General features: G+C 70.3%; 19 protein-coding genes. 11 read left to right on the plus strand and 8 right to left on the minus strand.

Annotated features, from left to right (window positions below):
- Positions 1–221 precede the first annotated feature (221 nt).
- Positions 222–3,788, plus strand: a complete 3,567-nt coding sequence (locus GF068_RS02540) for a metallophosphoesterase (RefSeq protein ID WP_153817681.1) — start codon at positions 222–224, stop codon at positions 3,786–3,788.
- On the opposite strand, the gene GF068_RS02545 is transcribed toward GF068_RS02540, so the two are convergent.
- Entirely contained in the window at positions 3,789–5,396 is a 1,608-nt protein-coding gene (locus GF068_RS02545; RefSeq protein ID WP_206079382.1) for a right-handed parallel beta-helix repeat-containing protein, read from the minus strand. It abuts the gene before it with no gap.
- A 132-nt stretch (positions 5,397–5,528) separates the two neighbouring features.
- On the opposite strand from GF068_RS02545, the gene GF068_RS02555 reads away from it, so the two are divergent.
- The gene (locus tag GF068_RS02555; RefSeq protein WP_153817683.1) at positions 5,529–6,788 is read left to right on the plus strand and encodes a cytochrome P450; all 1,260 of its coding nucleotides are present in this window, start codon (positions 5,529–5,531) and stop codon (positions 6,786–6,788) included.
- 13 nt (positions 6,789–6,801) lie between these two features.
- Here GF068_RS02555 and GF068_RS02560 read toward each other — a convergent pair whose 3' ends face one another.
- Positions 6,802–7,680 carry a penicillin-binding transpeptidase domain-containing protein gene (locus GF068_RS02560; RefSeq protein WP_153817684.1) on the minus strand — a complete coding sequence of 293 codons (879 nt, stop codon included), beginning with the start codon at positions 7,678–7,680 and terminating at the stop codon, positions 6,802–6,804.
- A 132-nt stretch (positions 7,681–7,812) separates the two neighbouring features.
- Here GF068_RS02560 and GF068_RS02565 point away from each other — a divergent pair, with 132 nt between their 5' ends.
- From GF068_RS02565 to GF068_RS02580, 4 genes are read left to right on the plus strand one after another with little or no spacing between them, the layout of a single operon-like run.
- Positions 7,813–8,844 (plus strand): FAD-dependent oxidoreductase, encoded by a 1,032-nt coding sequence (locus GF068_RS02565; protein WP_338046176.1) that lies wholly within the window; start codon positions 7,813–7,815, stop codon positions 8,842–8,844.
- On the plus strand, positions 8,822–9,019 hold the full coding sequence (gene thiS / locus GF068_RS02570) for a sulfur carrier protein ThiS (protein ID WP_153817685.1): 198 nt from the start codon (positions 8,822–8,824) through the stop codon (positions 9,017–9,019). Before GF068_RS02565 ends, thiS begins: the two co-directional genes overlap by 23 nt.
- 2 nt (positions 9,020–9,021) lie before the next feature.
- Complete coding sequence (locus tag GF068_RS02575) at positions 9,022–9,807, plus strand: thiazole synthase (protein WP_153818332.1); 786 nt, start codon at positions 9,022–9,024, stop codon at positions 9,805–9,807.
- Between the two features lie 15 nt (positions 9,808–9,822).
- On the plus strand, positions 9,823–10,434 hold the full coding sequence (locus tag GF068_RS02580; RefSeq protein WP_153817686.1) for a thiamine phosphate synthase: 612 nt from the start codon (positions 9,823–9,825) through the stop codon (positions 10,432–10,434).
- A 2-nt stretch (positions 10,435–10,436) separates the two neighbouring features.
- Here the strand turns inward: GF068_RS02580 and GF068_RS02585 are convergent, their stop codons facing one another.
- A complete protein-coding gene (locus tag GF068_RS02585; protein WP_153817687.1) occupies positions 10,437–11,366 on the minus strand; it encodes an MBL fold metallo-hydrolase in 930 nt (309 codons plus the stop codon).
- A 218-nt stretch (positions 11,367–11,584) separates the two neighbouring features.
- On the opposite strand from GF068_RS02585, the gene GF068_RS02590 reads away from it, so the two are divergent.
- Entirely contained in the window at positions 11,585–12,361 is a 777-nt protein-coding gene (locus GF068_RS02590) for a VOC family protein (protein ID WP_240806578.1), read from the plus strand.
- A 51-nt stretch (positions 12,362–12,412) separates the two neighbouring features.
- Here the strand turns inward: GF068_RS02590 and GF068_RS02595 are convergent, their stop codons facing one another.
- The gene (locus GF068_RS02595; RefSeq protein WP_153817688.1) at positions 12,413–13,807 is read right to left on the minus strand and encodes a serine/threonine protein kinase; all 1,395 of its coding nucleotides are present in this window, start codon (positions 13,805–13,807) and stop codon (positions 12,413–12,415) included.
- 137 nt (positions 13,808–13,944) lie between these two features.
- On the opposite strand from GF068_RS02595, the gene GF068_RS02600 reads away from it, so the two are divergent.
- The gene (locus GF068_RS02600; RefSeq protein WP_153817689.1) at positions 13,945–14,802 is read left to right on the plus strand and encodes a hypothetical protein; all 858 of its coding nucleotides are present in this window, start codon (positions 13,945–13,947) and stop codon (positions 14,800–14,802) included.
- On the opposite strand, the gene GF068_RS02605 is transcribed toward GF068_RS02600, so the two are convergent.
- From GF068_RS02605 to GF068_RS02620, 4 genes are all read right to left on the minus strand, one after another.
- Positions 14,803–16,959, minus strand: a complete 2,157-nt coding sequence (locus GF068_RS02605) for a molybdopterin-dependent oxidoreductase (protein WP_153817690.1) — start codon at positions 16,957–16,959, stop codon at positions 14,803–14,805.
- 441 nt (positions 16,960–17,400) lie between these two features.
- Complete coding sequence (gene tkt / locus GF068_RS02610; protein ID WP_153817691.1) at positions 17,401–19,401, minus strand: transketolase; 2,001 nt, start codon at positions 19,399–19,401, stop codon at positions 17,401–17,403.
- 179 nt (positions 19,402–19,580) lie between these two features.
- Entirely contained in the window at positions 19,581–20,480 is a 900-nt protein-coding gene (locus tag GF068_RS02615; RefSeq protein WP_240806579.1) for a type 1 glutamine amidotransferase family protein, read from the minus strand.
- A gap of 210 nt (positions 20,481–20,690) precedes the next feature.
- Entirely contained in the window at positions 20,691–22,391 is a 1,701-nt protein-coding gene (locus GF068_RS02620) for a zinc metalloprotease (RefSeq protein ID WP_153817692.1), read from the minus strand.
- A gap of 117 nt (positions 22,392–22,508) precedes the next feature.
- Between GF068_RS02620 and murJ the strand changes: the two genes are divergently transcribed.
- The 3 genes from murJ (at position 22,509) to GF068_RS02635 (ending at position 25,275) form a co-directional block, all read left to right on the plus strand.
- Entirely contained in the window at positions 22,509–24,119 is a 1,611-nt protein-coding gene (murJ, locus tag GF068_RS02625; RefSeq protein ID WP_338046177.1) for a murein biosynthesis integral membrane protein MurJ, read from the plus strand.
- 6 nt (positions 24,120–24,125) lie between these two features.
- Complete coding sequence (locus tag GF068_RS02630; RefSeq protein WP_153817693.1) at positions 24,126–24,728, plus strand: protein-tyrosine phosphatase family protein; 603 nt, start codon at positions 24,126–24,128, stop codon at positions 24,726–24,728.
- 124 nt (positions 24,729–24,852) lie between these two features.
- Positions 24,853–25,275: a DUF2231 domain-containing protein gene (locus tag GF068_RS02635; protein ID WP_153817694.1), complete on the plus strand. Its 423-nt coding sequence runs from the start codon at positions 24,853–24,855 to the stop codon at positions 25,273–25,275.
- Positions 25,276–25,290: the final 15 nt, after the last annotated feature.

Consider the following 25,290-nt stretch of genomic DNA (forward strand, 5'->3'; position numbering starts at 1 on the left):
GTATCGCAGACTCTGCCCCAGCGCTCGAAGCAATACCGATGGCGCCGCCCGCACCCAAGCCGATCAAATCGAAAAACGAGGCTGCGCCTCCAGCTCCGGCCCCCCCGCAATCCCGCGCCGCCCCCATCGCCGCATTCGCCCCCTCGGCCGCCCCCGCGCGCGCTCCCGCTCCCGCCTCCGCTCCCGAAAACCGCCAGACCCACCTCACCCTCCTCCGCTCCTTGCCCATCGACCGCGGCCCCCTCGCCCGCGTCCGCTTCTCCTCCGCCGGCGACGCACTCGCCGCCATTACATTCTGGGGCAAGATCCACTGCTGGGACGCCTCCACGCAATCGATGCGCTGGGTCGCGCGCGCGGGCTCCGACGCGATGGACCTCTGCTTCTCCCCCGACGGCCGCCGCCTCGCCACGCGCGCCGGGACAAACCTCACCGTCTGGGATGCCTCGAACGGCGAACCCCTCCGCACCCTGCACGAAATCGCCGGCACGAGCCTCGCCTGGTCCCCCGAGAACATCCTCGCCGTCGGCCAGCCCGACGGGAAGATCCTCTTCCTCGACGCCGACGGGCTCGCGCCCCTCGGCCACCTCGATCATGGCTTCTGCCCCGAAGGCATCTTCGCCCTCACATTCTCCTCCGACGGCGAGTTCCTCCTCTCCGGCGGCAAAGGCGACGGGCTCGTCGCCATTTCGACGATCCCTGCCGGCACCTTGCCGCAGAATGGCTTCACCCGCGCCGCGCCCTTCCACCGCGGCTCCGTCCTCGATTTCTCCTTCCGGCCCCGCGCGCCCCACGTCGCCTCCGCCGCCGACGACGGCACCATCGCCGTCTGGAGCCTCGTCGACGGCGCGTTCCTCGCCAAACTCGAGGGCCATACGACCGCCGTCACGAGCCTCTCCTTCTCGCATGATGGCCGCGTCCTCGCGTCCCGCTCCCGCGACGGCCTCGTCCTCCTCTGGCGCACGGATACCTGGGAGCCGGCCGCCCGATTGCGATCCGCCACGAATTACCTCGCCGGCGCCGTCTTCGCCCCCGACGCGCCCTGGCTCGCCGTTCCCTCGCCCACCGGCAGCCTCGCCCTCTTCACCGTCGATATCGACGCCCTCTACGACCACTCCCCCGCCTCCACCACCCTCCACACCACCACCGCCAAGGTCGTCCTCCTCGGCGAGGGCCGCGCCGGCAAGAGCTGCCTCGCCCTCCGCCTCGCCGAGGATCGTTACGAGGAGCAACCCTCCACCCACGGCATGCGATTCTGGTCGATCGCGGACGCGCGCCTGCCCCGCGAGGCGCCTGTCCCGAAAAACCATCGCCGTGAGCTCGTCGTCTGGGATCTCGGCGGCCAGGACGAATATCGCCTCGTCCACCCGCTCTTCTTGCGCGACGCCTCCCTCGCCCTGCTCGTCTTCGAGCCCGGCCGCGGCAAGGCCGCCGAGAATGAAATCGTCGCCTGGAACGACCACCTCGGCGAGCGCGACGAGCAGGGCGGGGCACCGCGGCGATTGCTCGTCGGCACCAAGCTCGACGAGATCGATCGCGCCCCCGAGGATCGCGCCTCGGCCGATCGCCTCCGCGCCCGCACCGGCGCCCTCGCCTACCTGCCCACGAGCGCCCGCACGGGCCGGGGCATTGTCGATCTGAAGAGCGCCCTCCTCGGCGCCATCGATTGGTCCTCCCTCGGCCGCACCAGCCGCCCCGCCCTCTTCGAGCGCATTCGCGCGCACGTCGAGCGCGCCCGCAAGGCCGGCCGCGCCGTGCTCACCCTGCTCGAGCTCGAGGCCAGCGTGGCCGGAGACGAGACCGACGCCGAGCTCGCAGCCGCCATCCCCGCCGTCGCCTCCCAGCTCGCCCGCCAGGGCCTCGTCGCCGACATTCGTTTGTCCGATGGAACCCGCGCCCTCGTCCTCGAGGTCGAGCAGATCGCCCGGTATGCCGGATCCTTGATCCTCCTCGCCCGCGACAACCCCCACGGCGTCCCTGCGCTCGCCATTGCCACGCTCTTCGGCCCCGCCGCGCGATTCCCGCGAATTCCACCGGGCGAGCGCCTCCGCAAGGATCAGGAGCTCGGCGTCCTCGACGCCGTCATCGCGCTCTTGATCGAGCAAGGGACGTGTTTCCTCCACGAGGGGCTCCTCGTCTTCCCCGCCCTGTTTCCGGCCCCCGACGCGGCCGATCCCGCCGCTGCGCCTTCCCTCCCGGCAGCGATTCGTTATGAAATGAGCCGCCCCGCCTCCGAGGTCTACGCCTCCGTCGCCTCCGCGCTCGCCCTCGGGCGACGCTTCGGCCCTGCGCGCCTCGGCCCCGGACGCGCCGATTTCGGTGTCCCGGGCGAAGGTTTGTCGCGGGTATCCATTTCTCGATCTCCGGCCGGCAAGGCGCGCGGGGGGCTCGAGCTCGCGTTCTCGCCGGACACGCCCGACGAGGTCCGGCGGCTCTTCGCGGGGTTTCTGGAGGATCACCTGAAGCAGCGCGGCGTCCAGTTCGTCGAGCGCGCCTCCGTGCGCTGCGTCTGCGGATACGTCCTGCCCGAGGACACCGTCAAGAGCCGCCTCGTCGGCGGCCACTCCGACATCGGCTGTCCCGAATGCGACACGCGCACCCCGCTCGTGCCGCGGACCGAGGGCGAGGACGCGCTCGCCGCGCCCATCTTCGCCCTGCGCCGCGAGGCCGAGCGCCGGCGCGAGGAGAGCGTCGAGGCCGCGCGAATGGCCATGGCCGTGGCGCGAATCACCGCAGGCAATCCCCCCGCGCCCATTCGAATCCTGCACCTCAGCGACCTGCACCTCCACGAGGGCGACGATCCCGAGGTTTTGCTCCAGCCCTTGCTCACGGATCTGCGCGACCGCGTGGAGGGGCTCGCCCTGGAGAAGCTCGACTTCGTGGTCGTCTCCGGCGACCTCTCGAGCCGCGCGAGCCCCGGCGAGCTCGAGGCCGCGCGCCATTTCCTCTCGCGCCTCGCCGAGGCGATGGGCCTCACGGCCGACCGCTGCATCGTCGTGCCCGGCAACCACGACCTCGACTGGGACACCGAGGTCTACGATTTCAAGAAAAAACGCGGCCTGGATCCGAAGCGCCTCCTTTCGGGCAGCTTCGTCGAGCAAGAGAGCGGCTACCTCGTTCGCGACGACGCGCGTTACCCCGAGCGATTCCGCAATTTTTCGCGGCACCTCTACCACCCGCTCTGCCTGCGCGAATACCCGATGAGCGCCGAGGAGCAAGGGACCGCCCTGCTCTTTTCGGCCGAGCGGATCCAGTTCCTCTGCTTGAACTCGGCCTTCGAGGTCGACGAATACCACCGCGGCCGCTCGGGCATCCACCCGGGCGCCCTCTCCCGCGCGCTCGCCGAGGCCGATCGGCAGATCGGCGACGCGCGCAGGCGCGGTGATCTCGAGGAAGACGCCTCCGTGTTACGGCTCGTCGTCTTCCACCACCCGGTGACGGGCAATGAAAAGATCGTGGAGGACGCCTTCCTCGACCAGCTACGCCGCGCCGACGTCCGGGCCGTCCTGCACGGCCACGTCCACGAGGATCGCGCCGCGCTCCTCTATCACCTCGACCCGGTGCGGAAAGTCCACGTCATCGGCGCCGGCAGCTTCGGCGCGCCCGCGGATCACCGCCCTCCGTCCGTGCCGCGGCTCTACAATCTGATCACGATCCCGCGGGATCACGGGCGGATGCGCGTGGACACGCGCGCTTTGCGCAAGGAAGGCGGCGCGTGGGAGGCCTCTTGCACGTGGCCGGGCGAAACACCCGGCGAGAAGCGCGCCCATTACGAGGTGCGCTGGGGCTGATCAGAGCTCGTCCGCGCCGATGTCGACGGGGCCGTTTTTCCGGGCGTCCCCGTCGATGTCCGTCGCGCCCGGGTCGAGCGCGCCATTGCCCTTGTCTTTCGCCGGGGACCCCGCCGAGAGGTGCAGATCGCCGCCCGCGGGGTTCACGAGCAGCGGATCCTCGCCGAGCGAATTCGAGCCGCCCTGGATCCCCTCGACGCCCCCGCCGAAATAGACGTTGTGATCGAACGTGTTCCCCGTGTTGCTGCTGCCCGCCACGAGGACGGCGCTCGTGCCCGGCGTCGCGACCACGACGTTATTCTGGTACACGTTGCCCTCGTTGCGGTTTTGCAGGAGGATCGCCGCGTCCGCCCAGCCGTCCCGCGAGCAATCGAAGAGCGTGTTGTTCAGGATCACGTTGTTCTTCGCGGCCCCGCCCCCGCCGCCATTGCCTGCGCTGTAGCCGCCGGTCGCGATACACGTGACGTCGTTCGCGTGGAGGAAATTGTTTCGCACCACGATGTTCCGCGTGGATTTGCCGAACCACTCGCTCGCGAGCTCCACGCCGAGATCGCAGTCGTGCGCGGTGTTCCGCTCGATCACGAGATCCGCCCCGCCGTCCACGTAGAAGCAACCGGCGGCCTTCTCGTTGCCATAAGCGGGATTGCCGGAGCTCGAGACGTCGTGCGCGAGGTTGCCGACCACGAGGCCTTTTCGCACGCGGTTCACGTCGGGCGCGTCGATCTCGTCGTCCTGGGAGCAGGCGCCGCAGACGTCGCTCTCGAAGCCGATGAAATCGAAGGCGATGTTGTTCACGTGATGGACGTGGTTGTCCCGCACCTCGAAATCACGCACGTTCCCGTTGATCACGAGCGCCTCGCTCCAGCCGAGGACGAGATCGCGCAGCTCGTTGCCGACGATCGAGATGCGCTCGCTCGGCGTGGTCTCGGTCCCGTACACCGCGATGCCGTGCGCGCCGGCGCCGTCGCCGCCGTCCTCGGCGACGATGTCGTGAACCACGTTGTCGCGAATCAGCACGTCGTGCGAGGCGCCGCGCACCCAGACGCCCGCGGGAAACCCGCCTTTGCCCGTGAGGTTCCGGAGCTCGAACCCCTCGACCACGATGTGCCCCCGATCGACGATCGACACGAGCGCCGGCTCGCCCCCGCCGCCGAGGCCCGTTCCATCGAGGATCGGCCGCTCGCCGCAGGCCGCGCGTAACGTGATCGGCGCGCCGGGCGCCCCGGAGCGCGGGAAAACGACGAGCTCGTTGTACGTACCCTGGCGGACGACCACGGTATCACCGGGCTGGGCGAGATCCACGGCGTGCGCGAGCGTCGCGAAAGGTTTGTCCGAAGTACCGGGGTCGTCGTCGCTGCCCGCATTCGACACGAAATACGTGCCCGCCGCGGGGTCACACGCGCTCCCGCCGCCGCTCCCGCCGCTCCCGCCGCCGCCGCCGCTCCCGCCGCTCCCGCCGCCGCCGCCGCTCCCGCCGCCGCCGCCGCTCCCGCCGCCGCCGCCGCTCCCGCCGCTCCCGCCGCCGCCGCCGCTCCCGCCCGTCCCATTCGACGAACATGCGAGGAGCCCGACACCGAGCAGCGCCACCACGATCCATCGTTGCATCATTACACCCTGCCTTTCCGCATTACGCTACGGAAGCATACCTATTTTCTGGACGGGCGTCGCCCCCTCGTGGTTCAGTGCTTTTGCACACGACGACTCGCGCGCGGCCGCGCGTCGCGCGCCACGGAGGTATTCATGTCCGAATCCAGCGTGACGCGCCGGGGCGCATCCCCCTGCGGCAGGGAGCACTTCCCGCTCGCCTCGCCCATGCTCGACGATCCTCGCCCCTTTTATGCGCGCGCTCGCCGCGACGAGCCCGTGTTCTGGAGCGACTCCCTCAACCTCTGGGTGGTGACCCGCCACGAGGACGTCTGCGCCGTCGCCAAAGACGCGGCGCGTTTCTCGTCGCTCGATTCGATCACGCCCGGCGCCGTGCCTCCCCCGCCGGAGCTCTTCGCCGAGCTCGTCAAGGGCTACCCGCTCCTGCCGAGCCTCGTGGACAGCGATCCACCGGTGCACACGCGTGGCCGGGCCCTCGTCACCAAGGCCCTCTCGCTCCGCCGGCTCGCGGAGTTCGAGCCGATCCTCCGCGAGATCGCCACGCGGCTCGTGGACGGCTTCGTCGCGAAGGGCCGGGTCGAGCTCGTGCACGCATTCGCCATCGCATTGCCAGGGAACTTCATCGTCGACCTGCTCGGCCTGCCGCGGGGGCACCTCGACCAGGTCGATCGCTGGACCACGAACAGCACCGAGGTCTTCTCCGGGCAAAAGCCGCTCCCGGAGCTCATCGAGCACGCCAGGGGCTTCGTCGCATTTCAGCATTACCTCGCCGCGGCCATCGAGGACCGCCGCGCGAGCCCGCGCGACGACGCCCTCTCCGATATCGTCACCGGCGCGGCGGCGCTCGATCCGCCCTTCGGCGTGGCCGAGCTCGTCAACATGCTGCTGCAGATCCTCTTCGCGGGGTACGAGACCACGGCCGGCCTCATCGCGGCCGCGGCGTTCGAGCTCGCGCGGGATCCCGAGCTCTTCGCCGCCGCGAAGAGGGATCCCTCCATCCTCCCCTCCATCGTCGAGGAGACGCTCCGGGTGGCCTCGCCCATTCACGCGATGTATCGCACCGCGCTGGAGGACGTGGAGCTCGGCGGCGTGCACATCAAAAAAGGCGAGCGCCTGCAGATCGCCTACATCTCGGCAAACCACGACGAGCGCCGCTTCGAGGAGCCGCTCCGCTTCGACGTTCGCCGCACGACCCCGCACCTCGCGTTCGGGCACGGCATTCACTATTGCATCGGCGCCCCGCTCGCCCGCCTCGAGGGCCGCGTCGCGCTGGAGGTGCTCACCGAGCGCCTGCCGCACCTGCGCCTCGTCCCCGACCAGAAGCTCTCCTATTTCCCGAGCGCCACCGCCCGGCGCCTCGAATCGCTCGAGCTCGCCTGGGACCCGGCCCGGTGATTCTCCAGGTGAATCAGAGCATCCCCTCGCCTCGCAGGATCTCGTAGGTGATCCGCGCGGCCTCGGGGCCGATCTTGTTCTCGTCCTTCGATCGAATGCGGCACGCGAAGACCCACGTGCGGCCCTCCTTCTCCAGCGCGCCGACGAACCAGCCCACCGCGCCGAGCGGCGCGGGCGTTCCATCCTCGGCCAAGGCGCTTCCCGTCTTGCCGCTCAGGACCACGCCCTCGGGGATCGCGTCGATGAAGGGATGGCGGTCGCGCACGTGCTCCTTCGCGTCGCCCCGCAGCTCGAGGATCCGCCGCACGATGGACGTGGCGCGCGGGGAGACGGGCAATTTGCCTTCGTACATGGCGGCGAGGAATCGCCGCTCCTCGCGGGGCGAGATCGTGAGCTTGCTGTTGAGCCAGAACATCGTCACGTCGCCCGAAGGGTCGGCGTTTCCATAACGAAACGCCGACAGGTACGTGCGATACCGAGGCTCGCCGACCTGCTCGGCGATGCGCTGGAAGTACCACACGGTCGAATGCCACATCGCGGTGGCGAGCGAATGATCGCGGTTCCACGACGCGCGCCAGCGCTCCTCGCCGTCCCAGCGAAAGACCGTGTTCTCGTCCTGCACCACGCCCGCGTCGATCGCGATGAGCGCATTCGGGATCTTGAACGTCGAGGCCGGCGTCGTGCGCACGTCGCACTCGTCGCCGCCGTATTCGACCGTCTCGCCCGTGCCGAGCTCGACCATCGTGAAGCAGCCGGCGAGGCCGGCGAAATGGGTCTCGGCCCCGCGCGGCGCCCGAGGCACGCCGGGATCCGGCGCCACCACCGTGGCGGGCGTGCAGCCTGCGGCGAGGAGGAGCAGCGGCGCGACGAGAGAACACGAAAGGTCGGTCATGACGCTCGAACGCCCCGGACGAGGGGGCCCTTCCAGCCGTAGAGGTTTCCCCGACGCAGGGGGCGAGGGAGCGCGAGTCTACAGCACCCGTCGGCGTTGACACCAGGGGACACTCGCGGCTAAGAGAGGGCCGTGACGACGGGCGCAAGAATCGACGTCGCCGTGCTCGGCGCCGGCGTGATGGGGCTCGTCGCCGCCGCCACGCTCGTGCGTGCAGGGCAAAGGGTCGCGGTCTTCGAGCGCGCCGCCGATATCACGGCGAGCGCGGCGTGGCGCTCGGGCGGCATGCTCGCGCCCGACTGCGAGGCCGAGATCGCCGATCCGATCGTGGTCGCCCTCGGCCGGCGGTCGCTCGCGCTCTGGCCCTCCCTCGTCCCGGGCGTCGCGACGAACGGGACCCTCGTCCTCGCCCCGCCCCGCGAGCCGGGCGTGCTCACCCGATTCGAACGGCTGACCCGGAATCACGAGAGCCTCGATGAGCAGGCCATCGCCGGGCTCGAGCCCGCCCTCGCCGGCCGGTACCGGCGTGGCCTCTTTTTCCCGAGCGAGGGGCACCTCGACCCGCGGCGCACGTTGCTCGCGCTCACCACGTGGCTCGGCGAGGCCGGCGTGCCCATCGAATTCGGGTTCTCCGGGGATCCCGGGTCGCTCCTCGCCGATCGAATCGTCGACGCGCGCGGGCTCGGGGCCCGCGACCATTTCCCCACGCTGCGCGGGGTCAAGGGCGAGATGGCCCTCGTCCGCAGCCGGGACGTGGGTATCACGCGGCCCGTGCGCCTGCTCCACCATCGCCACCCGCTTTACGTCGTGCCCCGCGAGGGCGGGGTCTTCATGATCGGCGCGACCACGATCGAATCGGATTCGACCGACACGAACGAGGCCCCGCGCGTGACGTTGCGCTCGGCCGGCGAGCTCCTCACCCAGGCGTATGCGCTCCACCCCGCGTTCGCCGAGGCCGAGATACTCGAGCTCGAGGCCGGCCTCCGGCCCGCCTTCCCCGACAACGCGCCGCGGATCGAGGTCTCGGGGCGCACGATCGCCGTGAATGGATTGTACCGGCACGGCTGGCTGCTCGCGCCTGCGCTCGCCGCGCGGATCGTCGACGTTCTCCGCGGGGACACCTCCCCGAACGAGGCTTTGCATGCGGATATGGCTCAACGGTGAACTGATCGAGACGATGGCGAACGACCTCGCCGCGCTGGTCGAGGAGCGGGGCTTCGACGTCGCGGTCGTCGCCACCGCGCTGAACGGCGAGTTCGTGCCGCGCGCCCTCCGGGCCGAGACGCGGATCGCCGAGGCCGACGCCGTCGAGGTGCTGCGGCCCATGCAGGGAGGATGAGCATGGTCGATTTTTATGGGCGAACGTTCGAGAGCCGGCTCCTCCTCGGGACGGCGCGATATCCCTCGCCCGAGGCGATCGGCGCGTCGGTGCGGCGATCGGGCGCGCAGATCGTCACGGTGTCGTTGCGGCGCGAATCCGCGGCGGGCGTGAAGGGGGGCCAGGCCTTCTGGGAGATCGTGAAATCACTCGGCGTCGCGGTCCTGCCGAACACGGCCGGCTGCCATTCCGTGAAAGAGGCCGTGACCACCGCGAGGATGGCGCGTGAGGTCTTCGGGACGCCGTGGATCAAGCTCGAGGTCATCGGCGACGACGTCACCCTGCAGCCCGACCCCTTCGCGCTCGTCGAGGCGACACGCGCGCTCGTGGCCGAAGGGTTCGAGGTGTTCCCGTACATGACCGACGACCTCTGCCTCGCCGAAAAGCTCGTCGAGTCCGGCTGCCGCGTGCTCATGCCCTGGGGCGCGCCGATCGGGACGGGCCGGGGGCTCAACAATCCTTATGCGTTGCGGCTCTTGCGGAGGCATTTCCCGGGGATCACGCTCGTCGTCGACGCCGGCATCGGCGCGCCGAGCCACGCGGCGCAGGCCATGGAAATGGGCTACGACGCCCTTCTGATCAACACCGCCGTGGCGACCGCGGGTGATCCGCCTGCGATGGCCGAGGCCTTCGCCGAGGCGATCCGCGCGGGCCGACGGGCCCACGAGGCGGGGCTCATGGAGCCGACCGACCTCGCGACGGCGTCGACGCCGACCTTCGGCGCGCCGTTCTCCCCCTTCGCAGGCTGATTCGAGGAGCGTCCGATGCTGGATCGATTTTATCTCATCGTCGACGGCGCCCGGTGGCTCGATCGCCTCTTGCCGCTGGGCCTCGGCCTCGTGCAGCTCCGCGTGAAGGGGCTCGACGAGGCCGCGCGGAGGGCCGAGATCGCGGCGTCGATCCAGAAGTGCCGGGCGAGCGGGGCGACGCTCGTGGTCAACGATTTCTGGCGCGACGCGATCGATCTCGGCGCGGCGTGGGTGCACCTCGGCCAGGAGGACCTCGCGGGGGCCGACCTCGTGGCGATCCGGCGGGCCGGCGTGAAGCTCGGGATCTCGACCCACAGCCACGAGGAGCTCGACGCGGCGCTCGCGGCCGATCCCGATTACGTGGCCCTCGGCCCGGTCTACCCGACGACCCTCAAGGTGATGCCGTGGGCGCCGCAGGGGCTCGATCGTATCGGCGAATGGAAACGAATCACGAAGAGGCCACTCGTCGCGATCGGGGGCATCACGCTGGAGCGCGCCCCCGGCGTGGCGAGGGCCGGCGCGGATTCGATCGCGGTGATCTCGGACGTCCTCTCGCACCCCGATCCGGAGGCCCGCTGCAAGGCCTGGCTCGACGCGCGGGCCACGTGGCCCGCCGCCTCGGATTGACGTCAAGCCCGCCGCTTCGAGGCCACGTAGGCGAGCCCCTGCGCATTGAGCGCGAGATCGAGCTCCAGCAGCGCGAGATCCTCGGCGTCGAGCGAGATCCCTGCGTCCCCGGCCGCGCGCTCCATCTCCTTTTCGAGCGCCGCGCGGATCATGGGCTCGGCCTCGGCCGGCGCGAGCGCGACGGCCGCGTCGACGAGCGCGGCGGACAGGTCGATCCACCGATGCAGCGCGGAGGCCACGACGTCGAGGTCCTCGATTTCGCCAAAATGCGTGAGCGCCGCTCGCCGCGCCCCCGAGCGCAGCACCACGTCGATACTCGCGTGCGCCGCCTCGGCGTCGAAATCGGTCGGGCTCGTCGAGGGGAAGGCGAGCCGCCGGCCGCGCTGGAGCCGCGGATACACGAGGCCGAAGGTATCGCCGGTGAACACGGCCTCCCGCGCGGGATCGAGCACGATGAAATGGTGGTTCGCGTGCCCGCGCGTGTGCACGAACGAGAGCGTGGCCGAGCCGAGCGAGACCACCGCGTGATCCTCGAGCGACCGCACGCGTGAGGCGTCGATCGGCTGGATCGTCCCGTAGAGCTCGGCGAAACGCGCCGCGCCGTAGACGGCCTCGGCGCTCTTGACGAGCTTCGACGGATCGACGAGGTGGCGGGCGGCGCGTGGGTGGGCGAGCACGGTGGCGTTCGGCAGCGCCGCGAGCAACGCGGAGGCGCCGCCGGCGTGATCGAGGTGGACGTGCGTGACGATCACCCACCGCACGGCCTCGGGCGCGAGCCCCTCCCGCGCGAGCGCCGCGAGCAGCCGGGGGACCGCGTGCGTCGTGTTCGTCTCGACGAATGCGGCCTCGTCCCCTTCCACGCGCAGGTAGGCGGCGGCGACGCCGGGCCCGAGGTAATCGCAGTCGATCGTGACGAGGCGGGAGGAGCTCATGGCGCAAGCTTAGCAGCCGGGTCGGACGGGTCGAGGGTCCTGCGGGCCGGCCCACTGGCACTGTGCCAACGCAATGACTCCGACAAACCGCGGGCAAACTCTCCGCGCCCTTTTCCGTTGACGCCCCGCGAGGAACTCGTGTAAGGCATTTTCCGATGCGCGCGAGGAGGGTTCTTCCGTCCTCGAATTCGAAAACGCGATAGGGAGGAGCAAGGCACATGAGCAACGTCGACCAGCACGACGCCGGGACACCCACGTGGTTCGATCTGATGACGTCGGACCCCGCGGGTGCGCAGAAGTTTTACGGGGAGCTCTTTGGATGGACCTTCCTCCAGGGCATGATGGGCTACTCGATGTGCCAGAAGAACGGCCGCAACGCCGCTGGCATGGGCAAGCGCCCCGAGGACGCGCCCTACCCGTCCTCGTGGACCGTCTATTTCGACAGCAGGGACGTCGACGCCACCGCGGCGCGCGTGCGCGAGTTCGGCGGCAAGATGATGATGGAGCCGATGGACGTGGGGGATCAGGGCCGCATGATCGTCTGCGCGGACCCGACGGGCGCCGTCTTTGGCTTCTGGCAGGGCCGCGCGCACAAGGGCGCGCAGATCATCGACGAGCACGGGGCCATGACCTGGTGCGAGGTGAACACGCGCGACGGCCTGAAGGACGCCGAGTTCTACGCGAAGGTCCTCGACGTCGAGCCGCGCAAGATGCCGATGGAGAGCCCGATCTATTACACGCTCCACAAGGGCGAAAAGGCGGTCGCCGGCGTGCTGCAGATGAACCACCAGTGGCCGGACTCGATCCCGCCGCACTGGATGCCTTATTTCGCCGTCGACGACGCCGAGGCCGCCTGCGAGAAGATCAAGTCGCTCGGCGGGCAGGTGATGCACGGGCCGTTCGATTCACCTTATGGCCGCATCGCCGTCGTCGCGGATCCCTACGGCGCGGCCTTCTCCGTCATCAAGCTCTCCGAAGCCGCGATGACCGCCTGATTCTCTCCCGCGCCCCTCTCCCGCGACGGGAGAGGGGTCGGGGGTGAGGGCTCAGCGCGCCTTCCCCGTCTTCTGATTCGTTTGCCCGTCCGCCTCGCTCGCACCGGCGGCGCAGACACAGGTCAAGCACCCCCCGAACGTCACGACGACGAACCCCAGAATGGCGATGAGCGCGATCGTCGAAGGGTGCATCTTGCCCTTGTTCGGATCCGTCGGCGCCATCCCCTGCGACATCTGCATCGATTGCGCGCCGTACGCCGTGCCATACGGTTGCTGGTGCTGCGTCGCCTGCAGGCCATACCCCGGCGGCGTCGCCCCCTGCGGGCCATATCCTTGCTGCTGCGGGTAACTGTATCCCTGCGGCGTCGCACCCTGCGCGCCATACCCCGGCGGCGTCGGCCCTTGCGCGCCATATCCCGCATGGGACGGCCCCACCGTCGGGCCCGTCGCGCTCCCCATCCCCGCGACCGTCGGAATGACGCTGCCGCTCTGCATGGCCGGGCGCGGCGCCTGCGCGCCCCCCGCCGATGGAAGCGAGACGCCCGTGATCCGGCCAATCCGCTCCGCCGACAGGTGCGCCCGCTGCGGCGCGAACGCGACGAGCGCCGCCGCGAGCTCGCCGACGCTCGCGAATCGACGCGCCGGATCCTTCTCGAGGCAACGCAGGATCACCGCTTCGATCCCGGGCGGCGCGTCCGGGCGCAGCGCTCGCAACGGGTCCGGGGGGCTGCCGAGGATCGCGGCGTACACCTCCGGCGCCGTCGAGCCCTGGAATGCGAGCTTCCCGGTCAAGAGCTCCTGCAGGATGACCCCGAGCGCCCAGATGTCCGTGCGCGCGTCCACGTGTTTCGCCGAGCGGAGCTGCTCCGGCGCCATGTACCCGGGCGTGCCGAGCACGCTCTGGGTCTGCGTCATCTGCTGCGCCTCGGGCGACGAGCCGACGAGCGCCGCCTTCGAGATGCCGAAATCGAGCACCTTCACGCAGGCCGAGCCGTCCGCCCGCCGCGTCAAATACAGGTTCGCTGGCTTGAGATCGCGGTGCACGATCCCCGCGACGTGCGCCTCCGCGAGCGCCTCGCACGCCTGCAGCAGATACTCGACCGCGTCCTCGATCGCGAGCGGGCCGCTTCGCTTGACGAGCTTCGAGAGGTCCGACCCCTCGAGATACTCCATCACCATGTACGGCTCGCCCGATTCGAGCGTGCCGACGTCGAGCACGCGCGCCACGTGCTCGCTCTGGATGCGGCTCGCGCTCCGCGCCTCGTTGGCGAACCGAGCGACGATCTCCTTGTGCCTCAGGGCCTCCGGATGCAGGAGCTTGATGGCCACGGTGCGGCCGAGGTGCAGGTGGTGCGCGGCGAGCACGACGCCCATACCGCCCTCCCCGAGCACCCGCTCGATGCGGAACTTTCCCGAGAGGACATCACCGGGGCTCGGCGTGCTCATCGGGCCCGGGACCCGCGAAACGTGCGAACAATCGCGATCATCGGCGCGTATCCTTCCATGTACGACGCCCCGCGCCAAGCGTCTTCGTCCAGCTCGGCTCTTGTGCCGCGCCGAGGGGCCATGCGATCCTCGCTTCCATGATCTTTCAACGGCCTCTTCCTCGACTTCTCTCGACGCTCCCCCTGCTCGCCGCGACGTTCGCCCTCGGGCTCGCCGCGTGTGGCGACGATACCGGCGGCACGCCGCCGCCGCCGCCGAAGTACACGCTCGACAACGTCTGCGCGCAAATCGCGCCGCAGCTCTGCGAGGTGCGCAAGTCGTGCTGCGAGAAGGGCGACGGCTACGACGAGGCCACGTGTATCGCGTACGAGATCGACGTCTGCGAGCAGAACGTGGCCGACGTCGAGATGGGCCTCATGACCTTCGACGGCGATAGCATCGACGCCTGCGCCGCCGCGCTCGTGCCTTACGCCGAGAAGTGTTTCCTGACGATCCCCGACTTCTACGCCGCGCCCGAGGACCTCGCCCCGTGCGCGAAGGTCTTCGCGGGCAAGCTGCCGGAGGGCTCGACCTGCGAGCGCGACGCGCAATGCGCCTCGTCGGTCGAGAAGCGCGAGATCGTCGCGTGTGACGACGCGACGAAGAAATGCTCGGCGACGCGGTTCTTGCCGCTCGACTCGACCTGCGCGGTCAGCGCCGACGCGAAGGAGCTCTGCGATCAGGGGCTCTACTGCGATTTCGATTTCCTGGCGATGAAGGGCCTGTGCAAGCCGGCGCTCGAGCTCGGCGAGGCGTGCACCCCGAGCCCGCTCGATCTCTCGTGTGGCCTCGGCGCCTATTGCGACGCGACCACGATGGTCTGCACCGAGGCGAAGGTCGAGGGCTCGGCCTGCCAGAGCCCCCTCGAATGCCAGTCGTTGAAATGCGACATGATGGCCTGCGGGCCGATCGATCCGCTCTTCAAGGGCGAGCAATGCAAGGGCGCGACGCCCTGATCAGAGCGCCTCCACCGTCACCGGCACCCCATTCAGAATCGCCGTCCCCGTGAGCGGCTCGACGTGCAGATCGTCCGTGATCGCATTCGCGTTCACGCCCGGCACGTTGCCCGCGACGCGCAGCGTATCGGCCGCCGCCGCGTGCCCGTGCCCGTGCGGCAGGCTCACGACGCCCGGCATCACGTCCTCGGTCACGGTCAAGCCCACGACGACCTCCCCCACGCGGCTCCGCACGCGCACGCGCGCCCCCGAGGAGAGCCCGAGCCTCTCGGCGTCCGTCGGATGCACGAGCAACGTCGAGCGATCCGGGCCCTTCACGAGCGAAGGCACGTTGTGCATCCAGGAGTTGTTGCTCCGCAAATGCCGCCGCCCGATGAGCACGAGGCCCGCCGCGCTCGCCTCGTCAAGGAATCGCTCGAGCCGCGGGACATCGGCGAGGATCGCGGGCGGCGCGAGGCGCACCTTTCCGGTCCTCGTGCGCACGCGCGCTCGGTGCATGGGCTGGAGCGGCCCGAGGTCGACGCCGTGTTCGGCTTTTTTCAATTTCTCGAGGTTGAGCCCCTTCGAGAACGGGAGGAATTTGTCGCCATGGGGGCCGACGCGGAGCAAAACGTCGAGCAGGCCGTCGGTCCCGAGCTGGTTCAGGAGCCCGACGAGCTTCTCGGCGACGGCGCCGAGTGGCCCCGGCGTGAGGCGCTTGCCGAGCAGGCGCGCCGCGAGGCCAACGAGGATCTCCGCGTCCTCTTTCGTGTCGGGCGGGGGCTCGATCACGGGCGCCGACCATTTCGTGGTGTTACGGACCGCGAGGGAGTGGAAGAGCAGATCGTAATGGCTACGCTCGAGCGCATACCGCGGCGGCAGGACGAGGTGGGCGTTCCGGGTCGTCTCGTTCAGGTAGATGTCGACCGAGACCATGAAATCGAGCTTGGACAGGGCCTTTGCGATGCGCTCCCCATTCGGGACGGAGAGGACGGGGTTGCCCGCGACGGTGACGAGCCCGCGGAGCTGCCCCGGGCCGGGCGTCTCCATTTCCTCGGCCATGGTCGTGGCGGGCAGGTTGCCGCCGACCTCGGGCAATCCCCGGACCCGCGAGCGGAAGCGGCCGTGGCCGCCCATGCCGAGGATCCGCGCGACACGCACGACGTCCACGGCGGGGGTCGTGAACATGGCGCCGCCGGGGCGATCGAAATGGCCCGTGACGACATTGAGGGCGTCGACGAGGAAGCTGCCGAGCGGGCCGAAGGCGCTCGTGGAGACGCCCATGCGGCCATACGCGACGGCGCGCGGGGCGCGGGCGAACTCGCGGGCGATGCGGCGCACGACGTCGGCGGGCACGCCCGTGGGGCCGGCGATCCGCTCCGGGGAGAAACGCGCGGCCACGGCGCGGAGCTCGGAGAGGCCGTCGGCGATGTCCGCAATGGCGCGTGGGTCGTGGAGGTTCTCCTCGAAGATGACGTGGAGCATCCCGAGGATCAGGGCCGCGTCGGCGCCGGGGCGAATGAAATGGTGCTCGTCGGCGTACGCGACGGTCTCGGTCTTGCGGGGGTCGAAGAGGATGAACTTCCCGCCACGCTCGCGGACGCCGGCGAGCCTGCCGCGCACGTCGCCGAGGCTCATGATGCTGCCGTTCGAGGCCGCGGGGTTCGCGCCGAAGACGAGGAAATACTCGGTGTGGTCGATGTCGGGGATGGTCAGGCTCGTGGCGTCGCCGTACATCTCGAGGGCGGCATAAATGCGCGGGTTGGCGTCCTGGGAGTTACTGTCGAATCGGCTCTTCGTGCCGAGCGCCATTCCGAGGAGGTTCGCGCCGAGGATGGCGCCGTGCCCGTGCGCGGCGGGGTTGCCGAGGTACATACCGACGGAATCGGGGCCGTGCTCGCGCTGGAGGGCGGCGAGGCGCTCGGCGGCCTCGGAGAGGGCCTCGTCCCAGCTCATGCGCGCAAATCCGGAATGGGTGCGGCGCATGGGGAAGCGGAGGCGATCCGGATCCTCCTGGAGCTCGCGCATGGCCGGGCCCTTGGGGCAGATATGGCCACGCGAGAAGACGTCGTCCCGATCGCCACGAATGTCGACGACGCGGTTGTCCTCCACGGTGACGCGCAGGCCGCACATGGCTTCGCAGAGGTTGCAGGTGCGGAAATGGACGGTGCCCGCCATGGTGCTCTCCTTGGCCCGGACGCGGACCGGGTGGAGAGGCATCCTACCAAAAAAGGCTGGAAAGGGTGCGACGAGAGGTCCGAACGGCCCGGAGGTCCCTTGCAGGGGGTGCGAAGAGAGGTCGCCGCGTCCCGGGAGGCCTTTGCAGGCGGTGCGCCGAGGGCTCGGCGCATGCCGAGGGCCCTTTGCAGGCGGTGCGCACGGGCTTCCGGATGTCCCGGGAGCCCCTCACACGCGGTGCAAGCGGAGATCCGGACGTCCGGGAGGGGTCATGCAGCGGGTGCGGACGGGGATCCGGACGTCCGGGAGGGGACATGCAGCGGGTGCGAGCCGAGATCCGGACGTCCGGGAGGGGTCATGCAGCGGGTGCGAGCCGAGATCCGGACGTCCGGGAGGGGACATGCAGCGGGTGCGAAGACGTATCGGCGCGTCCGGACCCCTTCACGCACGCCGCATCACCCGGATCTTCCCCGCCACCACGTCCGCCGTGAACCCGAACGCCTTGGCCAGGTCCTTGTCCGGAGCCGAAGCGCCGAAGTCGTCGCGGCCGATCACCAGCCCGCGCTCGCCGACCAGCGCGCGCCACGGCGCCGTCACGCCCGCCTCGATCACCACGCGTGGCGTGCCCGGAGGCAGGACCTCCTCGCGGTAGGCCTGATCCTGCCGCTGGAACTGCTCCAGGCAGGGCATCGAGACGACGCGCACGCGGTCGCCCTCCGCCTCCAGGATCTTCTTCGCCTCCATCGCCAGCCCCACCTCCGAGCCCGTCGCGATGATCACCACCGCGGGCGGGTTCGTCGTCGAATCCGCGAGGACGTAACCACCCCGCAGCATCACCTTCGGGTCGAAGCCCTCGGGGCGCGGGAGCTCGGGCACCTTCTGGCGCGTGAGCGCGAGCGCGGTCGGGCCCGAGCGGCGGAGGAGCGCGTGCGCCCAGGCCGCCGCGCATTCGAGGCTGTCCGCAGGGCGGACGACGTCGACGTTCGGGATGAGGCGGAGCGACCAGAGGTGCTCGATGGGCTGGTGCGTGGGGCCGTCCTCGCCGAGGAAGACGCTATCATGCGTGAAGACGAAGACGCTGTGCAGCTCCGAGAGGGCCGCCATGCGGATCGCCGGGCGCATGTAGTCCGCGAAGACGAGGAAGGTCGAGCCAAACGGGATGAAGCCACCCGCGAGCGCGAGGCCGTTGACGAAGGCGCCCATCGCATGCTCGCGGACGCCGAAGTGGATGTTGCGGCCGTCGAAGGCGCCCTTCTGGATGGCCGGGGAGCCCTCGATGTAGGTCTTCGTGGACGGGTTGAGGTCGGCCGATCCGCCGACGAGCGAGGGCACGAGGGCCGCGGCGCGTTGCTCGATGACGCCGGCATGCTGGCGCGTGGCGGCGTCCTTGCGAGGCGCAGCCTTGACGAGCTCGTCGAAGAGGTTCTCGGGGACGTCACGCGCGACGAGGCGGCGGTAGAGCGCGGCGGCCTCGGCGTCCTTCTGCTCGAGGTCGCGCATGGCCTGCTTCCAGGTCTCGTGCGCCTTCTGGCCCTCGGCTTGGCGCGTCGTGAAGATCGCGCGGACGTCGTCCGGGACGAGGAAGGTGGGCTCGGTGGGCCAGCCGATGGCCTTCTTGGTCGCCTCGACCTCCTTGGCGCCGAGCGGCTCGCCGTGCGCCTTGGCGCTGTTCGCCTTGCCAGGCGAGCCGTAGCCGATGGTCGTACGCGCGACGATGAGCGAGGGTCGCCGAGGCTCGGCGACGGCCGCGTCGAGCGCGGCGCGGATCTGCGCGTGGTCGTGGCCGTCGATGCTCTGCACGAACCAGCCGTAGGACTCGTACCGCTTGCCCACGTCCTCGCTGAAGGCGAGGTCGGTCTTGCCGTCGATGGTGATGCGGTTGTCGTCGTAGAAAAAGACGAGGTTCGAGAGGCCGAGGTGGCCCGCGAGGCTCGAGGCCTCGGCCGAGACGCCCTCCATGAGGTCGCCGTCGGAGGCGATGCCGAAGACACGCGCCGTGGCGACGTCACCCTTCCCGGCGAAACGCGCCTCCATCATCTTCAGCGCGGCGGCCATGCCGACGGCGGTGGAGATGCCCTGGCCGAGCGGGCCCGTCGTGACCTCGACCCCGGGCGTCAGGTGCACCTCGGGGTGGCCCGGCGTGCGCGAGCCGAGCTGGCGGAAGCGCTTGAGCTCGTCGAGGGAGAGGTCGTACCCCGCGAGGTGGAGCAGGCTGTAGAGCAGCATCGAGGCGTGGCCCGCGGAGAGGACGAAGCGGTCGCGATCCGGCCAGCTCGGGTCCTTCGGGTCGTAACGCAGGTGCCGCGTGAAGATCTCGAACGTGATCGAGGCGAGGCCCATCGGCGCGCCCGGGTGGCCGGAGTTCGCCTTCTCGACGGCGTCGACCGCGAGCATCTGGATCGTGTGGACGGCCCTCTTCACTGTCGACTCGTCGATGTGCATCACATCCTCCGCGCGCGTCTCTAGGCGAGATCGGGCCTGAAGGAAAGCGGGCCTCACCCCCATCCCCTCTCCACTCCGTGGAGAGGGGGGTAAGAACGGAATTCTTCTCCCCTCTCCCGGAGGGAGAGGGGTTGGGGGTGAGGCGATTCAGCTAGGCAGGTGGGGGTGAGGCGATTCAGCTAGGCAGAAGCAGCCTGAGCGGGCCTGTCCTGGATCGGCGGCGACGCGAAGATGTCGGCCTGGCCTTCGCTCGGCGGAGGTAGCTCCTCGTAGCCGCGGCACGGCGCGAGCATGTTGAAGCGCCGGGACATCCAGCCTGGGATCACGAGGGCATACGTGCGGGCGAGGCGGCGCGGGTCGTCGAGCGTGCGCAGCATCGCCTGGTAGGTGACCTCGCCGTACGCCGCCTTGAACGCGGCCGCTTGCTCGGGGCGAGAGACCCAGTTCATGACACCAGGACGATCGGCCTCGGGGTGGAACTGGACCGCCTCGACGCCCGCCGTGACGTCGACGCCGAGGATGGCACGGCCCTTCGACATGCCGTCGCGGCTCTCACGCGCGAGTAACGAGCCGCCGAGGGACTCGAGCAAGCGCTCGTCGAGGTCGACAGCCTCCCAGCTCCGATGCTCGAACGCGAAGAGGCGATCGCCGAAGGGGCGCAGCAGCGGATGCGCCTGGCCCTCCGGCGTCGTGTAGATGGGCATGACGCCGAACTTGCGCTCGGTCCGCGGGACGACCGCGGCGATGCGGAAATGGCGCACGACCATCTCGAACGAGTAACAGATGGCGAAGAGCGCGCTCTGGTCCTCGCCGCCGCGGATCGCCGAGTCGACCACGTGGTCCAGGAAGCCCGAATAATCCGTGACCCACGGCATGCCGTCGCCGTCGTAGGGCGAGCCCGGTCCGCCGGTCGAGATGTACATGTCGTAGTCGCGCGGGACAGGGTTCTGCGTGTCGCGCGGCGAGACCTCGCCGAGCACGCACTCGAGGCCCGGGTTGTGCCGGCGCACGCGCTCGAAGAAGGTCTGCACGATGCCACGCAAGCAGCGCATCGCCTGGTTGACATGACCGTTGTTCATGTCGACCAGGCAGATGCGCAACGGGAGAAGTCGAGGCTCTCCGCTCACGAGCACGGCCCTCCTCGGTCTCGAGCGCGACGGCGATGGCAGGGGAGGTCTGCCAGAGCAGCGATTGCAAAACGACTCATCACTCGCGTGACCTCTGCGTGTACCCCCTGCAACGCGACTGTCGTAGCACGAAGACATACCGCAGAAAAGACAGCATTTCTGTCACTTTGCCCGCAGACTCCCCGCCACGGCTCGCACGACCGGATCTCCGGATTGTGCTGCAGTTGCAGCGGATCGGCGCGCCTCGACAGGAGCGAACCGAGCGAGCGAGCGGAGCGCCGCGACGCGCAGATCGGTGCTCGCGTCGTCCCTCTTCGCCACGGTCTCCGCGAGCGTGATCGCACGGGCGCGCTCGGCCCCCTCGGCCACGCGCACGTACGCGCCGAGCGCGCGGGCGCGGAGGATGTCGGAGGTGGTGTCGTCGACGACGAGCGCGCGGAGCGTGCCAGGCGCAGAGGCGCCGGCGACGCGGATGGCGAGGCCCTCGTAGTCGGTCTTGCCATGCGCGCACCAGACCGCGCCGAGCACACGCTCGAGCGGCGTGGGCGACGCAGGCAGAGGCTTGTTCGAGCGGCGCGTCGCGACGACGGCAAACGGGGGCTCGGGGGCGAGCGGCGAAGGCGGCGAGGCGACCTTCGCGCCGCCGGACGGCGGGAGCGGGGGCGCGGGCGCACCACCCTCTTCGAGGATGCCGCGGTAGAGCGCGCTTCCATGCAGGACACGCTTCTGCGCCTCGGTGAGCTCGAGGGCGCCAAAGGCGATGGGGAACATCGAGTTCGTGACGTCCGGGCAGTTGTTGGGGTTCGCCTGCATGACGGACGTGGGGCACTCGACCGTGTCGCTGAGCGGATCGGTCTCCTCGACGGAGTACTCGGTCGTGTGGAAGAGGCCCGCGAGGTGGCCGACCTCGTGGCGCAGGACCGAGGCGTCGTACTCGGGGTTGCCCGAGGGCATGTACGCGACGCCGCTCATGGTGGTGCCATGGCGCGCAGGGCTGCCGGGGATACCACCCGCGATGCCGATCGCGTCGCCGAAGTCGGCGCCGAAGCTGCCCGTGACGAAGAGGTTCAAGGCCGGGGCGTCGCCGATACCCGCCGAGGAGGCGAGGAGCTGGCGATACTCCTCGAAGGTGCCGATGGTGGTCGCGCTCGACGGGAGGCTGAAGAAGTTCACCTTGCCGAGGTCGAGGCCCGCGTAGTCGATGAACATCTCGGCGAGGACCTGGTTCACGTAGCTCTGCGTGCTCGCGTTCGGCGCGAGGAAGACGTTCACGTCGACGACGCCGCCATGGAAGAGGCCGTCCTTCGTGCGGCGAATCCACAGGTCGACGTGCGCCTTCGTTACCGAGCCGTCGTCGTCGCCGAGCGCGATGCGCCACTGGCCTTGCTGCATGGGCCAGGCGTTCGCGGCGTCGGACTGCGGGTTCGCCCCGCCGACCCAGCCGTAATTCGCGAAGACAGGGTTCGTCTTGCCGGGCAGCGCGTAGTTGAAGATCACCGACTCGCCCGAGGGAGGGCGGAGCCGGTTGATGCCGATGATGTCGTTCAAGTCCGGCACGCCGACCACGACGGTGAGGCCGATCGCGCGGTCGGGGACCTCGAAAGGCGCGAGGGTGTTCAGCTCGACGTCGCCGAGATCGATGTGGGTGAGGGCCTGGAAGTCGTCGATCGGCCCGGCGCCCGCGCCACCCTGGCCCGCGCCGCCGCCGCCCGCGGCGCCCTGCCCCGAGCCGCCCGCGCCCGCGCCGCCCACGCCGGGCCCCTGGCCCCACGTTTCGCCGCCTTCACCGCCGGCGCCCGGGTTCTCGGTGCGCGTGGTCGGACCACAAGCAGCCGTGACGGCGAGGGCGAACACGCCGACCAAGGAGGACCGGGCAAGGCCGGCAGAGGAGGCTCGAAGGCAAGCAAGGAGCCCACGGGAAGCGAAAGAGGCACGCATCTGCCGATTCTAGCGTGCGCCTCCTTGCGGTAGAAGCGGCGCGTGCAGAGCGTCGAGCAGTCGCTGGCGGCGGGGACAAAAAGCGGCGAGGGAGCAGCCCCCAAGGCGACGGGAGGCGCGCGCTCGGCGGCGCTCGTGACGGCGGGGATCGTGCTGTCGCGGCTCGTGGGCCTCGTGCGGCAGCGGGTCATGGCGCACTACTTCGGCACGTCGGCCTGGGCGGACATGCTCGCGGCCGCGTTCCGCGTCGGCAACATCACGCAGAACCTGATGGGCGAAGGGACGTTGTCCGCGACGTTCATCCCGCTCTACGCGAGGCTCCGCGGCGAGGGCAAGGGCGAGGAGGCGGCGAGGTTCGCGCGGTCGGCGCTGGGGCTCTTGCTGGTCGTGGTGGTGGCGGCGTCGGCGCTCGGCGTGTTGTTCGCGCCGTGGCTTTCGTATCTCGTCGCAGCCGGGTTCGAGGAGGAGAAGCTCGCGGGCACGGTGACGATCGTGCGGATCGTCTTCCCGATGACGGGCCTGCTCGTGCTGTCGGCGTGGGGGCTCGGGGTGCTGAACGCGCACCGGCGCTTCTTCTTGCCGTACGCGGCGCCCGTGGCGTGGAGCGTCGCGCAGATCGTGGCGCTCGTCGTCGCAGGGGCGGTGCTCGGCAAGCGCGGCGGCGCGCTCGCCACGGCGCTCGCGTGGGGCGCGTTCGCGGGGGCGTTCTTGCAGCTCGTCGTGCTCTTGCCAGCGGCGCGGAGGCTGCTCGGGGGGAGGATCACGCCGCGGCTCGACACGAAGGATCCGCACGTGCGCGAGGCCGCGGCGAGGTTGCCCGGCGCGCTCGTGGGTCGAGGGATCATCCAGATCTCGGGCCTCGTCGACACGTTGCTCGTGAGCTTCCTGGGCACGGGCGCGACCGCGACGTTCGGCTACGCGCAGACGATTTACCTCCTGCCGATGAGCGTGCTCGGGACGGGCGAGGCGGCGGCGGCGCTGCCCGAGCTGTCCGGGCACACGGCCGAGGCGGACGTGGCGAAGAGGAACGCGGCCGTACGCGCGCGGCTCGGCGCGTCGCTCGCGCGGATCGCCGTCTTGACCGTGCCGGCGACGCTCGTGTTCGTGTTCCTCGGCGGCGACCTCGTGGCGCTGCTGCTCCAGTCGGGTCACTTCGACCGGGAGGCGACGGCGCGGGTCGAGGAGCTGCTCGCCGCGTACGGCTTCGCGTTGCTCGGCAACGCGGCGGGGCGCGTGCTCCAGACGACGGCGTACGCGCTCGGCGACACGAAGACGCCGGCGCGGTTCGCGGTGCTGCGGATGGTGGTGAGCACGGCGCTCGCGCTCGTGCTCATGCGGCCGTTCGGCGTGCTCGGCGTGGTGCTCGGCGCGGTGATCGCGGGCTGGGTGGAGACGTGCGTGATGGGGATGCGGCTCTCGCGGGCGCTCGGCGGGCTCGGGCTCGAGGCGGTGCGCGCGGGGCGGATCGTGTTGCTCGGCGCGCTCTCCGTGGGCTCGGGCGTGGCCGTGCGCGCGCTGCTGCCCGCGTCGCTCGCGGGCACGGCGATCGGCGCGATGTTGACGCTCGGGACGTTCGGCGCGGCGTTCCTGGTGCTCTGCCCGGCGCTCGGGCTCTTCGACGTTCGCTCGTTGCTCCGGCGAGCTCGACGCTGAAGGGACATGGCGGAGCGGCGCGCGGCGCTGCAAGAACGAGGTGTGACGCCTCCAAAGACGCTGCACCCCGCGCTGCTGCACCCCTACCGCGCCGCGTTTTACGTCTTCCTCGCGGCGCGCCGGACGCTGGCGGAGCTCTCGCCGGATCGAGGCTGGCGGACCTGGATCACGCCGGAGATCCTGCTCGGCGGCTTCCTCTTGCCGAGCGACGTCGCCGAGCTCGAGCGGCTGGGCGTGCGCGCGGTGGTGAACGCGACGACGGAGCTCGTGGAGCCGATCGGCACGTTACGCGCCGCGGGCATGGAGTACCTGCAGATCCCCTGCTGGGACATGAACGCCCCGTGCCCCGAGGACGCGGACCGAGCGGTCCGTTTCCTGGCCGAGCACGTCGCGAAGGGGCAGCGGGTCTACGTGCATTGCGCGAGCGGCGTGGGCCGGAGCGTGGCGCTCGTCGTGTGTTACCTGGCCCTGCACAAGGGGATGAGCGTGGACGAGGCCATCGCGTGGATCGGCGCGCGGCGGCGCGTTTCGTTGCGGGAGGCGCAGCGCCGGTTCGTCGACGCGTACGTGCGGGCGCGTGGAGGCCGGGGGAGCGCGGAGAACAGGTAGACCGAGGAACGCGTAGACCAGGGAACACGGAGATCACGGGCGTAGCGATCGAAGCGCCGCCCTCTGGCACGACCCTTTCACTTCGAGTCTCCCGGAGGCGCGAGCGCCCCCGCCCGGAGACCCCATGAGAACGATCGCGCAGGCTGGCCGCGGGGACGTGCACACGCTGCTCATCGTGCTCCCGCTCGTCTTCTTCGCGATCTCCCTCGCCTTCGACGTCGTCGCGATGCTCTCGGGCGCGCACGTCTGGGGCGTCGCGGCCGCCGTGAACCTCGCGGCGGGGCTCGTCTGCGGCGCGGCGTCGATGGTGCTCTTCGCCCGCCTGCACCTCGGCTACCGGCCCGGCTCGCGCGCGCGGGAGCTCGGCTTCCTGTTCCTCTGGCTCTCGGCCTGCGCGCTCCTGCCCTTCGCGGTGAGCCTCGTCCTGCGCGCCGCGCACCCCGGAGGGCCGACGCCGCCGGCGAGCATGGCGCTGTCGATCGTGGCGCTCGGCCTCGCCACGCTGGCAGGTTGGCTCGGCGACGAGGCCACCAGGGAGCAGGGCTGACGAGAGAGGCGCCGG

The sequence above is a fragment of the Polyangium spumosum genome (genome assembly GCF_009649845.1).
Taxonomy (GTDB): Bacteria; Myxococcota_A; Polyangia; order Polyangiales; family Polyangiaceae; genus Polyangium; species Polyangium spumosum.

Coding starts and splice junctions, on each gene's coding strand:
- GF068_RS02545 (WP_206079382.1), bottom strand. CDS start 5,396: ATGATGCAACGATGGATCGTGGTGGCGCTGCTCGGTGTCGGGCTCCTC.
- GF068_RS02555 (WP_153817683.1), top strand. CDS start 5,529: ATGTCCGAATCCAGCGTGACGCGCCGGGGCGCATCCCCCTGCGGCAGG.
- GF068_RS02560 (WP_153817684.1), bottom strand. CDS start 7,680: ATGACCGACCTTTCGTGTTCTCTCGTCGCGCCGCTGCTCCTCCTCGCC.
- thiS (WP_153817685.1), top strand. CDS start 8,822: ATGCGGATATGGCTCAACGGTGAACTGATCGAGACGATGGCGAACGAC.
- GF068_RS02575 (WP_153818332.1), top strand. CDS start 9,022: ATGGTCGATTTTTATGGGCGAACGTTCGAGAGCCGGCTCCTCCTCGGG.
- GF068_RS02580 (WP_153817686.1), top strand. CDS start 9,823: ATGCTGGATCGATTTTATCTCATCGTCGACGGCGCCCGGTGGCTCGAT.
- GF068_RS02585 (WP_153817687.1), bottom strand. CDS start 11,366: ATGAGCTCCTCCCGCCTCGTCACGATCGACTGCGATTACCTCGGGCCC.
- GF068_RS02590 (WP_240806578.1), top strand. CDS start 11,585: ATGAGCAACGTCGACCAGCACGACGCCGGGACACCCACGTGGTTCGAT.
- GF068_RS02595 (WP_153817688.1), bottom strand. CDS start 13,807: ATGAGCACGCCGAGCCCCGGTGATGTCCTCTCGGGAAAGTTCCGCATC.
- GF068_RS02600 (WP_153817689.1), top strand. CDS start 13,945: ATGATCTTTCAACGGCCTCTTCCTCGACTTCTCTCGACGCTCCCCCTG.
- GF068_RS02605 (WP_153817690.1), bottom strand. CDS start 16,959: ATGGCGGGCACCGTCCATTTCCGCACCTGCAACCTCTGCGAAGCCATG.
- tkt (WP_153817691.1), bottom strand. CDS start 19,401: ATGCACATCGACGAGTCGACAGTGAAGAGGGCCGTCCACACGATCCAG.
- GF068_RS02615 (WP_240806579.1), bottom strand. CDS start 20,480: ATGAACAACGGTCATGTCAACCAGGCGATGCGCTGCTTGCGTGGCATC.
- GF068_RS02630 (WP_153817693.1), top strand. CDS start 24,126: ATGGCGGAGCGGCGCGCGGCGCTGCAAGAACGAGGTGTGACGCCTCCA.
- GF068_RS02635 (WP_153817694.1), top strand. CDS start 24,853: ATGAGAACGATCGCGCAGGCTGGCCGCGGGGACGTGCACACGCTGCTC.